A 13,551-nucleotide genomic window follows, 5' to 3' on the forward strand; every position below is an offset into this window, starting at 1 on the left:
TCCGCGCGGGACGGCATGCCTGTCGCCGGCCTCCATGGCCGCGCGCTGGCAGTGGTAGGCGCCGCGCCCGGGACCCGCCGCGCCGGGGGCGGCGGCGAGACCGGACCCGCCCCTGACCCGTTCCACGACCCGCGTCTTCTCCCGGTTCGCCGGCCCCTCCGGGACGGGACGCGGGTCGCCGGCCTTTGGAATGCCGATGGTCTCCCTCGTCACCGCGTTCTCCGGACGCAGCCCCGCCATCCTCCGCCTCGGCTCGGCCGGATCGTCGCAGCCGTCGTCCGGCCGAGCGGCGCGGACGTCGCGCTCCCTCGCCATGAGCCCGCCGATTCCTTCCCTCTCGAACGCCTCGGCCCACCTCCCCGCGCTCGTCGGCGAGCAGCCGGCGTCCCTGGCGACGGCGGCGCGGCTCTCCCCGGCGATCACGCGCCTGGCGGCCCCCGCCCTGGCATCAAGCGTATACGACACACGCCGCCTCCCGGAACACCGCGGATCGCGGGACACCCAGTTCGCCAGCCCCGCCTCGGACGGATGGCCCGGCACCGCGATCGTCCTCCTCAACGACATGCCATCCCGGAAATACAGATCGACCGCCCCGCGACGCTGCTCCTCGCCATACATATCGGACTCCAATCCAGACACCCACGCATCCAACCTTTCGACCGCACCCCCCGTGACACTTCTCCAGATCACGCCATGTACAGCCATGGCAAAAGCCTCCTGCCTCACATCACGTGACGAGAGGAAGTTATCCACCGCCTCAACCATTGGAAAACCTCGGCATGATGCCGCCGACACGCCGTGGCCGAGGATCCGACCACAATGCCCCGCCCGGCTTCCCCTGGAAGCGAGCGCATGGATACGGTGTCTCCATGAGACGCAACGACGCATTGGAGACGGCCTTGGCCGAGGCGGAGCGCAAACGCCACTGCCTCTGGGGAGCCACGAACACCGAACAGAAGCTGCTGGCGCGGCGAGAGCGGGCAGGAGAGCTCGTCAAGACCTATCCGCGACTGTATGCGCGCCGCGCCTATTGGGAGTCGATCTCCGTGTTCGAACGGCAACGCCAGGTGCTGCGCACGCTGCAACAGCTCCACCCCCAATGGGTGTTCTGCGGCATGTCCGCGGCGTTGATACATGGCATCAACGATTCCAAACGGCACCTCAATCTCATTGAGATCGTCACCAACGAGCGAAGCCATATCCGCGATTATGGCTCCGTCCGGCACCGGTACCTGCGGGACCCGCTCATCGAGACCGTGGACGGCGTGCGCGTCACGTCGTTGGCCCGGACCGCGTTCGACTGCTCGCGCAGGCACGATTTCCCCGACGCGATGGCCGTGCTCGAAGCCACGCTCCGCGAGGGCAAGGCGAACAAGGAGTTTCTGTCCAGCCGGTTCATGCGTCTGCCCGGTACCCGACGCCGGCAGGCCCTCGCCGCGCTGCGGTTCGCCGAAGGCAGGACCGAGAACGGCGGCGAGGCCTACGCCTATGGCGGGATTCTCGCCTTGGGCTATCTGAAACCGTTGCTCCAGCAGTCGTTCAACGATCCTTTGGATCCCTCGAGGACCATCCGCCCCGACTTCCTGTGGAGATTCGATGGCAAGATCATCGCCGGCGAGCTCGACGGGCGGCTGAAATACCGCGACCCGGCGATGTACGCCAATGGCACGCTGCCGGACACCATCATCCGAGAGAAGGAGCGGGAGGAACGCCTCCGGATGATTTGCGACGACGTGGTCCGCTTCTCCTTCCGCGAGGTGCTGGACCGCGTTCCCCTGGCCGCCAAGCTCGACGCCGCGGGCATCCCCAGAAGGGCAGGCCTCTGAGGCCATCGCCCCCCGCCCGCGGCATCGGCAGAGGATGCCGACGCCCCGGCCGGAACCTCAACCGAGGCGCACGGCGGGCGGCTAGCCGGTCAGACGGTCAGCAGCGGCGCGGCGAGGGCCAGCAGGCTGGTCACGCATTCGGTGACGCCGGGGACCAGCGGCTTGAGACGCCGGCGGCGGGCGACCAAGGGCAGGGCGACGGCGCGGACGAGCAGCACCGCCGCGACGGCCGCCGCCGGCCACATCCTCGCGCCGGAAGTGTCAGCCAGCACGGCGAGGCAGCACACGGCGAGCAGCGCCGCATGCCAGGCCCAGGAGGCGGCGAGGTATCCGGCGTGGCCACGCTTGCGGATCATCGTCTTGACGAACAGCACGGAGCCGGCCTGCTCGGCGGCGAACCAGACGGCCAACAACAGACCGGGGATCGTCAGCGACGCCAGCGGGTTCAGGGTTCCCCCCGGCGGTTCGACCGCATAGGAGAAGGTGAGCAGCGCCATCAGCGCGGCGGCGGCCACGGCCACGGCGGTGCCCCACAGACTCCGTTCGCGGCGCAGCCAGGCGGCCGCGAAGACGGCGACGGCCAGCACGGCGTACACGGGCGCCCAGCCGAGGATGGCGGGATGCGTGAGCACGAAGGGCAGTCCCACGGCGACGAGTGCGGCGCCGTAGGCGACCACCGGCGGCAGATAGCGGCGGGCGCCGTGCGACCTGAGCCAGCGGGAGGCCGTGAACTGCACGCCGTAGCACAGCGCCCAGCAGACGAACAGCCAGATGCCGTCCGCGTGGAAGCGAGTGCCTCGCGGCCAGGTGCCGGCCATGACGGCGGCCAGCAGCACGCCGGTCAGCGCGGGGAACAGCGCCATCACCACGGCGCCGGGCTGGTCGAGCAGCCAATGGCGCAGGGCGGCCCTGCGGCGGCGGGCGGCGGGAACGGCTTCGGCCGTGGTCCGGGCGGTGTCGGTCGTGCTCATGCCTCACGACTGTACGAACGGGCCCGCGGTCTGACAAGGGTGTGTTCCGCCAATGCCACGATGCCACGCCGCGGCTGCGACGCCAGCCCGGCCCGGCCATGTGCCCCGGCCGGCACCCGCCCGGCATACGACAGGGACCCCGCCTGCTGGAGACGGGGTCCCTGTCGGATCAGTCAGCCGACCGCGGGGTCAGCCGGTTGGGGTCAGCGCTCGGAGGCTTCCTCCGTGGCGGCCTCGCCCTCGCGCTGAACGCGCAGCTTGTGGCCCTCGGCCTGGCTGACGCCGTAGTAGGCGGCGATGGCGATGTCCTTCATATCCTCGATCATCGGGATGCGCGGGTTGGCCGGCGTGCACTGGTCCTCGTAGGCGCGCATGCCGATCTGGTCGAGGACGGACCAGAAGTAGTCCTCGTCCACACCGCAATCCTGGAAGCTCTTGTTCATGCCAAGCTTGTTGTCGCGGTAGTCCTCGACGGCCTTCGCCAGGTTCTCCACGGCGTCCGCCGGGGTCTTGCCCGGGTCGATGCCCAGGTTGACCGCGATGTCGCGGTAGCGCTCCGGCGCGATGTACTTGTTGTACTTCGGCCAACTGGTCGGCTCGGTGGGCACGGACCCGTTGTAGCGGATCACGTAGGGCAGCAGGATCGAGTTCGTGCGGCCGTGGGCCACGTGGCACAGGGCGCCGATGGTGTGCGCCATGCCGTGGCACATGCCCAGGAACGCCGAGCCGAAGGCCATGCCGGCCATCGTGGCGGCGTTGTGCATCTTCTCCTGGGCGCGGGTGCGCTCCAGGCCGGGCTCGCCGTTGACAGACTCGGCCAGGTTGTCCCAGATGAGCTTGGCCGCGTGCAGCGCCATGCCGTCGGTGAAGTCGTTCGCATACACGCTCACGTACGCCTCGAAGCTGTGCGTCAGGGCGTCGAAGCCCGCATCGGAGGCGAGGCGGCGCGGCTGGGTGCGCGCGAGCACCGGGTCCACGATCGCCACGGAGGGGGTGAGCGCGTAGTCGGTGATCGGGTACTTGTAGCCGGTCTTGTGGTCGGTGATCACAGCGAACGGGGTCACCTCGGAGCCGGTGCCCGACGAGGTCGGGATGCACACGAGCTTGGCCTTCTTGCCCAGCGGCGGGATCTTGAAGGCGCGCTTGCGGATGTCGAAGAACTTCTCGCGCACGTCGGAGAAGCTGATCTCCGGGTGCTCGTAGAGCAGCCACATGATCTTGGCCGCGTCCATCGGGGAGCCGCCGCCGACCGCAATGATCGTGTCCGGCTCGAACTCCTCGCGCATCATCTCGGCGCCGCGCTCGACGGTCTCCACACTGGGCTCGGGCTCCACGTAGTCGATGATGCGGAAGGTGACGCGGTTGGCGCGGGCGCGCAGCTGGTCGATGACCTTGTCGACCACGCCGAGCTGCTCCATGACCTTGTCGCACACGATGACGGCCTTCTCGATGCCGTACATGTCGCGCAGGTACTTGATCGCGTTCGGCTCGAAGTAGGTCTTGGCCGGAATCTTGAACCACTGCATGTTGTTGTTCCTCCGCGCGATCCGCTTGATGTTGATCAGGTTCACGGCCTGCACGTTGCCAGACACCGAGTTGCCACCGTACGAGCCGCAGCCCAGGGTCAGGGACGGGGCGATCGCGTTGTAGATGTCGCCCACGCCGCCCAGGGAGGAAGGCTGGTTCCAGATGATGCGGCAGGCGTGCATGCGCAGGCCGTATTCGCGCACCAGGGCCTCGTTGTTCGTGTGGATCGCGGCCGTGTGGCCGGCGCCCAGCTTGAGCATCGCCTCGCACATCTGGAAGCCGGTCTCCTTATCCGGGCTCTTGAGCATGGCGTGCACCGGGGCGAGCTTCTCGTGGGTCAGCGGCTCGTTGTCCGAGACCTCGGAGCACTCGGCCACGAGGATGGTCGCATCCTCCGGGATGGTGAAGCCGGCGGCACGGGCGATGTACTGCGGGCTCTTGCCCGGCACCACCGAGTTGAGCTTGGGGGTGCCGCCCGAGAAGGCGGTGCAGCCGAACATGTACTGCTCGAGCTTGGCCTTCTCCTCGTCGTTGACGAAGTACGCCTTGCGGCGGATCATCTCCGCCTTGAGCGCGTCATACACGGACTTGTCGGCGATGATGGCCTGCTCGGTCGCGCAGATCATGCCGTAGTCGAAGTGCTTGGAAAGCACCAGGTCGTTGGCCACGCGGGTGATCTCCGCGTCCGCGTCGATGTACGCCGGCGCGTTGCCGGCGCCCACGCCCAAGGCCGGCTTGCCCGACGAATACGCGGCCTTGACCATGCCCGGGCCGCCGGTCGCCAGGATCGTGGCCACGCCCGGGTGCTTCATCAGCGCGCCGGTCGCCTCGATCGAGGGATGCTCGATCCACTGGATGCAGTCCGCGGGGGCGCCGGCCTCGATGGCGGCGTCGCGCACGATGCGGGCCGCCTCGACCGAGCACTGCTGCGCGCCCGGGTGGAAGCCGAACACGATCGGGCAGCGGGTCTTCAGCGCGATCAGCGACTTGAAGATCGCGGTCGAGGTCGGGTTGGTCACCGGGGTCACGCCGGCGACCACGCCCACCGGCTCGGCCACTTCGTCGATGCCCATGACGTCGTCCTCGCGGATGATGCCCACGGTGCGCTGGCCGGCCAGGTAGTTGGTCACGTGCTCGCAGGCGAAGATGTTCTTCGTGGCCTTGTCCTCCACCAGGCCGCGGCCAGTCTCCTCGACCGCCATCTTGGCGAGCACCAGGTGCTTGTTCAGCGCGGCGATGGATGCCTTCGCCACGATATGGTCGACCTGCTTCTGGTCCAGCGCCTCGAACTTGTCCAGGGCGACCAGGGCGCGCTTGACCAGCGCGTCGACCTCGGCCTCCGCCGCCGCCTGCTTCTCCTCCGGAGTGGGCGCGGTCGGCTCGACCTTCACGTCCTTCTTCTTGGTTTCTGCCACGATCGATCCTCCTCGATGTGTTGTGGTGAATATCGGAACGTCGTTCTTCGGTTTTCGGCACAGCCTCGCTGTGACCTGAGTCACAATCTACTGGATTCCCGCAAGTTCCGCCGGGTTGCGTCGTGTCGACAACCTGATGTTTGATTATGTGCGCTTGAAGTGCGTTTTACGTGCTTTTGCGGTTGCAATTCCTAGAAAAACCGCCCAAGTGTGTCATTTTGTGCTGTTTTCGCAGGAAGCCGACATCGCCAACAGTTCCTCCTTCCGACATCTTTTTTAAAGCGCCTTTCTATAAGAATACGTGATAGATTAGCTTTTGCAAAAGTCAATTCAACAAGTAACCACCATCCAGGGGAGGCACCGATGAAGGCCGCATCCGCCAGCACCGTCAAGCATGCCAACCGCCATGCCATCACCGCCTACCTCTACCGCCATCACGGCACCACCAAACAGATGCTCGAACGCGAGCTCGGGCTGAGTCTGCCCACGATCACCGCCAATCTGCGCGCGCTGATGGAGGATGGCCTGGCCGCCACCGGCGAGCCGCAGGAATCGACGGGCGGCCGCAAAGCGCAGACCTACGAGTTCGTGGCGGAGGGCCATGTGGCCATCGGCGTCGCGCTGCGCGCCACCGAGACCACCATGGTGGCGGTGGACCTCAGGGGCCGGGTGCTCGACCGCCGCAGCCGCACCGCGCAGTACCGGAACAACGACGCCTACTACAGCCGGATCGGCGCCCAAATCATGGAGTTCGCGGCCACCCTGGCCGCGAAGGGCCATGAGGTGCTCGGCGTCGCCTTCGCGATCCAAGGCATCGTCTCCGCCGACGGCAACCGCATCGACTTCGGCGAGGTGGTCGGCAACACCGGCCTCACCCTGGACCGGCTCGCCCAGGGAGTGCATCTGCCCGTGCTCATGATCCACGATTCCGACGCCTCGGCGATGGCCGAGCTCTGGTTCGACCCCGGCATCCGCGACGCGGTGTGCATCTATCTGGAGCGCCGGCCCGGCGGCGCGGTCATCGTGGACGGGCGGCTGTACCAGGGACCGAACCTGGCCAACGGCACCATCGAGCACATGGTCCTCGACCCGGACGGCCCGCGCTGCTACTGCGGCCAGCGCGGCTGCATGGACACGGTCTGCTCCCCCGAGACCCTGCCGGAGGAGGGCGAGAGCCTGCCCGGCTTCTTCTCGGTGCTCGAGCAGGGCGAGCCCGACCACCGGCGCCGCTTCGAGGCCTGGCTGGACAACGTGGCCCGGGCCATCGTCAACATCCGCATGGTGCTGGCCGGCGACATCATCCTCGGCGGCGAGGCGGCCCAGTACCTCGACGAGAGCGACATCGCCCGGCTGCGCGCCCGCGTGCAGGCCCGCAGTCCCTTCCCCACCACGCATTTCACGCTGCGCAAAAGCGGCTGCGCCGACGACCAGAACGTCGTCGGCGCGGCGCTGCGCTTCATCGAGCCCTACGTGGCCCGGCTCACCGGGGAGTGAGCCGGGGCCGGGGCGGCCCTCGTACAGGTCGTGGTCGGTGCCGCACACGCCCGCGTAGGCGGTGCGGACGAGCACCTCGTCCGGGACGATGCCCGGCGTGGGCAGGTCTGTGATTCCGAATCGCTTGGTTCCGGTGAGCGCCAGTGCCTTCATGGCTGTTCCTTTCCTCGGTGTCCACGCGGGAGGCCATACGCCCTAGACTGGATGCATGAGGAATCCGAAGCTCCATCGATACGCGACAAGGCCCGGACTGTATTTCACCGAGGACGGCGGCGCCGACGCCGTGGTGCGCTCCGAGACCGCCGACCAGGTGTGGCTCTCGGTGCTCGAACCCATCGACCAGCCGAGCGCGTTCTACGACCACTCCATCCGTCTCTTCGAGACGCCCGGCATCCCCTTGAACCAGAAGATCAAGGAGTTCCCGGTCTGCTCGCGCGTGGTGGAGGAGCTGGGCGTGCGCGAGACGCTGTTCCGCATGAGTGGGCCGAACTACGGCCTGTGGTACGTGCATCTGCCCAAGGCTTGGGACGGGATGCGCTACGGCTACCGGGTGGACGGCGCCTGGGACCCGCGCCACGGCGTGCGCTTCAACCCGAACAAGCTGCTGCTCGACCCCTATGGCAAGGGCGTGGACGGCCGCATGGAGCTGGCCCCCGCGGCGTTCTCCTACGAATGCGAGGTGGTGGACGGCAAGGTGCACGGCTCCGCCTTCGGTCGGATGAGCCAAGTGGATTCGCTGGGGCATATGCCGGTCTCGGTGGCCATCGACGACCGCGACACCACCAAGCACGACGCCGACCCGGACCACCCGCACATCCCGTGGAGCAAAACCGTCATCTACGAGCTGCATGTCAAGGGCTTCACCGCACAGGCGCCGTGGCTGCCGGAGGAGCTGCGCGGCACCTACGCCGGCCTGGCGCACCCCGGCACGCTGAGCTACCTGCAGAACCTGGGCGTCACTTCCATCGAGCTCATGCCGATCATGGCCAAGCAGGACGAGCTGTTTCTCCAGGAGCGCGGCCGGCGCAACTACTGGGGCTACTCCACGTTGAACTTCTTCTCCCCCGAGGCCTCCTACGCCACCAAGAAGGCGCAGTCCCAGGGCGCCGGCGCGGTGCGCCAGGAGGTCATCGACATGGTGCGCGCCCTGCACGAGGCGGGCTTCGAGGTGATCATGGACGTGGTGTACAACCACACCTGCGAGGGCGGCGTGGAGGGGCCCACGGTCTGCTGGCGCGGCCTGGACGCCATCTCCTACTACCGCCGGCAGAAAAGCAACATCGGCCGCTTGGAGGATACGACCGGCTGCGGCAACACCTTCGACTTCACGAACACCCATGTGGTGACCTTCGCGATCGACTCGCTGCGGTACTGGGCCAAGCGCATCGGCATCGACGGCTTCCGCTTCGACCTGGCGGCCTCGCTGGCCCGCCTGGACGGCGAGTTCACGCACCGCCACCCGTTCCTCTACGCGCTACGCAGCGACATCCTGCTGGGCAATCTCAAGCTCATCATGGAGCCGTGGGACCTGGGCAACCAAGGCTGGCGCACCGGCCAGTTCGCCAGCCCCTTCGCCGAGTGGAACGACCGCTTCCGCGATTCAACGCGCCAGTTCTGGCTCACCGACGTGCAGGCCGGCCGCGGCAACGCGCGCGTGGGGATGCAGGAGCTGGCCACGCGCCTGTGCGGCTCGGCCGACCTCTTCGCCACCGACCCGGGGCGCGGCGCCGCCTCCTCGATCAACTTCGTGGCCTGCCACGACGGCATGACGCTCACCGACCTCACCCTCTACCAGATGAAGCACAACGAGGCGAACGGGGAGAACAACAACGACGGCTCCAGCGTGAACCATTCGGCGAACTTCGGCGTGGAGGGCCCCACCGACGACCCGGTCATCGCCGCCCGCCGCGAACGCGCCGCGATGAACCTCATCGGCACGCTGCTGCTGTCGCTGGGCACGCCGATGCTGCTGGCCGGCGACGAGTTCGGCAACACGCAGCGCGGCAATAACAACGCCTACGTGCAGGACAATCCGCTCGCCTGGCTGGACTGGGGCTGGCGCTACGCCGACTGGGACACGCCGCAGCGCCGCCGCCTGGAGACGGTCTCCCGGCTCATCTCGCTGCGCAAATCGCTCGACCAGTACCACCACGAGGAGTTCTTCACCCGCCTGAGCCAGCTGGGCCTGTTCAAGCCGAGCAGCCGCGTGCAGTGGTTCCTGCCGAACGGGACCATGCCGATGGAGCAGGACTGGTTCGACGTCAACGTGCGCAGCTTCGCGATGCGGCTGCTCTCCAATGACGAGATCGACGTGCTCATCGTGGTCAACGGCGTGGACGAGGCGACGACGTTCCGCCTGCCTCCGGACTGCGGTTGGACGACGATGTGGTCCTCCGCGATCTCCACCGGCGAATGCCCGGCCCGGGGTCTGAAGCCGGGCGCGGTGCGGATCCACCTCCACGCCTCCGCCCCCGGGGAGGATGACGACACCGAGGCCGACGCCGCCACGGACGACCTTCCCGCCACGGACCGCCCGGCCGCCGACCCGGCCGTCGACCCGCGCGGCGGCTCCGCCGTCGAGCCGCCGGAGCTGCGCCCCACCGCCATCGACATGGGGGCGTGGCGCGTGCGCGCCGAGCAGATGGCGCTCGTCGAACAGGCCATGGTCGACGCGGCCCGTCCGGTGGCGGCCCTCCCCGGGGAGCCGGTCCCCGATCCGAATGTGTGGACGATGCCGGCGCTGAGCATCACACTGTTCAAGCAGTCCTCGCACTGAGCGACTCCGGGGGCGGCCGCGCCCGCCCCCGGATACGGGAAGGCCCCGGCTCCCCCAACGGGGACCGGGGCCTTCCAAGGGTCGCGGGCCAAGCCCGCCACCACTCAACGCTTGGAGAACTGCGGCGCGCGACGGGCCTTGTGCAGACCGGCCTTCTTGCGCTCCACGACGCGGGCGTCGCGGGTCAGGAAGCCAGCCTTCTTGAGGGCCGGACGGTTGGCGTCACGGTCGATGCCGTTGAGCGCGCGAGCCACGCCCAGGCGGATGGCGCCGGCCTGGCCGGTGGTGCCGCCACCGTCAACGAGGACGATGATGTCGAACTTGTTCTCGAGCTTGAGCAGCACGATCGGGGAGTTGACCTCACGCTGCAGCAGCTTGGAGGGGAAGTACTCCTCCAGGGTGCGGCCGTTGATGGTCCACTTGCCGGAGCCCGGAACCAGACGCACGCGGGCGACGGCCTCCTTGCGGCGGCCGGTGCCATAGCCCGGCTCGATCGCGGAGGTGCCGGTGCCAGCGCCGGCGTTGGTCTCGGTGGTGTAGCTGGTGAGCTCCTCTTCGGTCTCCTGAACCGCGGAGTTGTTGGTGTTCTCAGCCATGATTCCTTATCTCCTTCCGGTTCACTTGGCCTGCTGCGAGATCTGGGCGACCTCGAAGACCTGGGGCTTCTGCGGGGTGTGCGGATGCTCGTCGCCGGCGAAGACGTGCAGGCGCTTGAGCTGCACGGCCGCGAGGCGGTTCTTCGGCAGCATGCCCTTGACGGCGGCGGTGATGATGCGCTCCGGCTTGTTCGCGAGCAGCTGGGCGTAGGTGTCACGGCGCAGGCCACCGGGGCGGCCGGAGTGCGCGTAGAGCTCCTTGCCCATCTTGTTGCCGGTCAGGGCGATCTTGCCGGCGTTGATCACGATGACGTGGTTGCCGGAATCGGCGTGCGGCGCGTAGGTCGGCTTGTTCTTGCCGCGCAGCAGGTTCGCGACCTGCGAGGCGAGGCGGCCAAGCACGATGTCGGTGGCGTCGACGATGTACCAGTCATGGGTCAGGTCTGCCGGCTTCGGAGTGAAAGTCTTCACTGTTCTACCTTTTCTTTCATTGTGTTCCGGGCCTCTAGCTGCCCGAAGTGCGCCTGGTCAGGGCGCGCGGCCGGGAAGCCGAAAACCTCATTATCCGTGGGCTCCCTGAAAGTCCTCGATGGCGAGTGGGAAAGCGCTTTGAAGGACCCCTTAGGGAAACACAACAATCCGTCAGTGTATCGGAGCACGCTGACAAAGCGACGGCGCCCCGCGGCCGTATGGCTGCGGGGCGCCGTGGGCGGCGTGTCGCGCGGCGTTCCGGGGCGCCGGGCGGGCGCCGCGAAGGCTCAGGCGGTGCCGTTCATGATCGCGGCGAGGCGCTGGGCACCCTCGCGTTCGAACAGGCCCTCCACCGGCACCGGGTTGCCCTCGGCGTCGGCCAGCGGGATGCGCCAGTTCGGATACTCGTTGTTCGTGCCGGGCTGGTTCTGCGCACGCTTCTCGCCCACGGCGTCCACGATGGCCGCCGCCAGCAGCTTGCACGGCGTGCCGGTCAGGGCGCGGTACTGCGCCTCGACCACGGCCCGCTCGTTGGCCACCGGATCGTCCGCCAGCGAGGCGTCCAGGTACCCGTTGTCCACGAGCATGCGCAGCATCGCGTCGCGTTCGTGCCGGGCGGAGCGTTCGAAGTCCTCGGCGCTGCCTTCCAGCAGACCAAGGCGCTCGCGCAGCTTCACATGCTCGAATTCGAGGTAGCCGGCGGCGGGCGGCAGGTCGTGCGTGTTCACCGAGGCCAGCGCGTAGGGGCGGTAGTCGCCCGGGGCGCGGAAGGCGCCGTCGCGCTGCTCGAACCATTCCACCGCGCAGCCGAGGATGCCGTGCGCGGACAGTGAGTCGGCCACATACGCGGGCACGACGCCCAGGTCCTCGCCGACGACCACGCCGCCGGCGCGCTGGGCCTCGAGCGCGAGGATGCCGAGCATCACGTCCGCGTCGTAGTGGACGTACGCGCCGTCCAGCGGCTTGCGGCCCTCGGGGATCCACCACAGGCGGAACAGGCCGAGGATGTGGTCGATGCGCACCGCGCCGGCGTACGCGAACATGTCGCGCACCATCGTGCGGTAGGCCTCGTAGCCGGTGGCCGCCAGGTCGATCGGGTTGAGCGGCGGCTGGCTCCAGTCCTGGCCCTGCTGGTTGAACATGTCCGGCGGGGCGCCCACCGTGGCGCCCTTGGCGAAGCGCTCCGGATTCCACCACACGTCGGCGCCGAGCGGATGCACGCCCACGGCCATGTCGGCCATCACGCCGATGCGCATGCCGGCGTCCTTCGCGGCGCGCTGGGCTCCGGCGAGCTGCTCGCTGGCGGTCCATTCCAGCCAGCGGTAGAACTCCAACGTGTCCGGGAACTGGTCGCGCAGGCCGATGACCTCCGGCGACTCCTTGCTCAGGCGGCGCTCCCAGTTGCCCAGGTCGGCGGACGGCGCGCCCCACTTATCGTAGCACAGGCACCAGGTGGCATAGGCCTCCAGGCCGTCGCCGGCATGGCGCTTGTACTCCTCGAACACGGCCTGGCGGGCGCCGTCACGGCCGGCTTTGAAAATGATCCACAGCGCGTGCATCTTCAGGCGCCACATCGCGTCGCGGTCGATCACCTGGGCGTCGCCGTCGAGCGGCTCGGCCTCGCCCCGCAGCTCGTCCACCTGGCGGCGGGCGTCGTCGGCCATCGTGGCGTATTCGGGGATCGCCTCGGGGCGGATGTACGTGAAGTTCACGAAGCGGCGGGAGACCGGCAGGTACGGCGAGGGGGTCAGCGGCGACACCGGCTCGCCCGCGTGCAGCGGGTTGACGAGCATGAAGTCGGCGCCGGTGGCGTGCGCGGCGTCCGTCAACAGCGACTTGAGGTCCTCGTAGTCGCCCACGCCCCAGGAGTCGGCGGAGCGGATGGAGTACAGCTGCGCCATCCAGCCCCACAGCCGGCCGCCCTTCATCGGGTCGAGCAGCTCGACGCGCTCGGGCACGCTGATGAGGCGGGCGTATTCGGTGCGCTCGCCCACCGTGACGGCCAGCGTGTGGTAGCCGAGCGGCAGGTCGGCGGGGATGGTCAGCGAGGCGGTGGTCATGAAGCGGCCGTCCACCGGATAGGCCTGGGCGCCGTCGCCGGGGCCGGGGACGATGGCGCCCCCGTAGTCCTCGCCGCTTTCCAGCGTGATGGTGGCGCTGGGCACCTCGAGCACGCCCACGTTGACGAGCACGCGGCTTTCGCGGCCGGCGACGTGCAGCACGGTGGGCGCCACCAGCCTGCCACGGCGCGCGTCGAGCAGCGCCTTGGTGGAGCGGACGATGGCGTCGTCGTCGGAGGCGTCGAGGCCGAGGGCGGCGAGCACGGCCACCAGGACATCGTCGTCGATCTCGTGGTAGTCGTCGCTCATGCCGACGTAACTGGTGGCGATCCCTGCCATCCTTGCCAGGTGAATCAGCGGACGCGCAAGGCGCTCCTCGCTTTCTTGTCTCTCAGTCATGATGCCAGTCTAACCC

The 13,551-nt window shown here is 68.4% G+C and carries 8 protein-coding genes and 1 pseudogene; 3 read left to right on the forward strand and 6 right to left on the reverse strand.

What is annotated here, in order from left to right; translation table 11 throughout:
• Positions 1–765, reverse strand: a pseudogene (locus H7U32_RS07320) (hypothetical protein); the annotation flags it as partial.
• Positions 766–869: 104 nt separating this feature from the next.
• On the opposite strand from H7U32_RS07320, the gene H7U32_RS07325 reads away from it, so the two are divergent.
• On the forward strand, positions 870–1,826 hold the full coding sequence (locus H7U32_RS07325; RefSeq protein WP_204469413.1) for a hypothetical protein: 957 nt from the start codon (positions 870–872) through the stop codon (positions 1,824–1,826).
• A gap of 89 nt (positions 1,827–1,915) precedes the next feature.
• Here H7U32_RS07325 and H7U32_RS07330 read toward each other — a convergent pair whose 3' ends face one another.
• Together H7U32_RS07330 and adhE are read right to left on the reverse strand one after the other, a co-directional pair.
• Positions 1,916–2,797, reverse strand: coding sequence for a YwiC-like family protein (locus tag H7U32_RS07330; protein ID WP_204469415.1), 882 nt, complete (start codon positions 2,795–2,797; stop codon positions 1,916–1,918).
• Positions 2,798–3,000: 203 nt separating this feature from the next.
• Positions 3,001–5,739, reverse strand: a complete 2,739-nt coding sequence (gene adhE / locus H7U32_RS07335; protein ID WP_204469417.1) for a bifunctional acetaldehyde-CoA/alcohol dehydrogenase — start codon at positions 5,737–5,739, stop codon at positions 3,001–3,003.
• 363 nt (positions 5,740–6,102) lie between these two features.
• On the opposite strand from adhE, the gene H7U32_RS07340 reads away from it, so the two are divergent.
• Both H7U32_RS07340 and glgX read left to right on the forward strand, forming a co-directional pair.
• The gene (locus tag H7U32_RS07340; protein WP_204469418.1) at positions 6,103–7,233 is read left to right on the forward strand and encodes an ROK family transcriptional regulator; all 1,131 of its coding nucleotides are present in this window, start codon (positions 6,103–6,105) and stop codon (positions 7,231–7,233) included.
• A 208-nt stretch (positions 7,234–7,441) separates the two neighbouring features.
• Positions 7,442–10,009, forward strand: a complete 2,568-nt coding sequence (gene glgX, locus H7U32_RS07345; RefSeq protein WP_204469420.1) for a glycogen debranching protein GlgX — start codon at positions 7,442–7,444, stop codon at positions 10,007–10,009.
• 104 nt (positions 10,010–10,113) lie between these two features.
• Here the strand turns inward: glgX and rpsI are convergent, their stop codons facing one another.
• From rpsI to malQ, 3 genes are all read right to left on the reverse strand, one after another.
• The gene (gene rpsI / locus H7U32_RS07350) at positions 10,114–10,605 is read right to left on the reverse strand and encodes a 30S ribosomal protein S9 (RefSeq protein ID WP_204469421.1); all 492 of its coding nucleotides are present in this window, start codon (positions 10,603–10,605) and stop codon (positions 10,114–10,116) included.
• A 21-nt stretch (positions 10,606–10,626) separates the two neighbouring features.
• Positions 10,627–11,076 (reverse strand): 50S ribosomal protein L13, encoded by a 450-nt coding sequence (rplM, locus tag H7U32_RS07355; RefSeq protein WP_204469423.1) that lies wholly within the window; start codon positions 11,074–11,076, stop codon positions 10,627–10,629.
• Positions 11,077–11,363: 287 nt separating this feature from the next.
• On the reverse strand, positions 11,364–13,535 hold the full coding sequence (gene malQ, locus H7U32_RS07360) for a 4-alpha-glucanotransferase (protein WP_204469425.1): 2,172 nt from the start codon (positions 13,533–13,535) through the stop codon (positions 11,364–11,366).
• Between the last annotated feature and the right edge of the window lie 16 nt (positions 13,536–13,551).

This window comes from Bifidobacterium pullorum subsp. saeculare, from assembly GCF_016899725.1.
Classification (GTDB): Bacteria; Actinomycetota; Actinomycetes; order Actinomycetales; family Bifidobacteriaceae; genus Bifidobacterium; species Bifidobacterium pullorum_C.

Bases quoted from the DNA above. Each gene is read 5' to 3' on its own strand.
- H7U32_RS07325 (WP_204469413.1), top strand. From the start codon at position 870: ATGAGACGCAACGACGCATTGGAGACGGCCTTGGCCGAGGCGGAGCGC.
- H7U32_RS07330 (WP_204469415.1), bottom strand. From the start codon at position 2,797: ATGAGCACGACCGACACCGCCCGGACCACGGCCGAAGCCGTTCCCGCC.
- H7U32_RS07340 (WP_204469418.1), top strand. From the start codon at position 6,103: ATGAAGGCCGCATCCGCCAGCACCGTCAAGCATGCCAACCGCCATGCC.
- glgX (WP_204469420.1), top strand. From the start codon at position 7,442: ATGAGGAATCCGAAGCTCCATCGATACGCGACAAGGCCCGGACTGTAT.
- rpsI (WP_204469421.1), bottom strand. From the start codon at position 10,605: ATGGCTGAGAACACCAACAACTCCGCGGTTCAGGAGACCGAAGAGGAG.
- malQ (WP_204469425.1), bottom strand. From the start codon at position 13,535: ATGACTGAGAGACAAGAAAGCGAGGAGCGCCTTGCGCGTCCGCTGATT.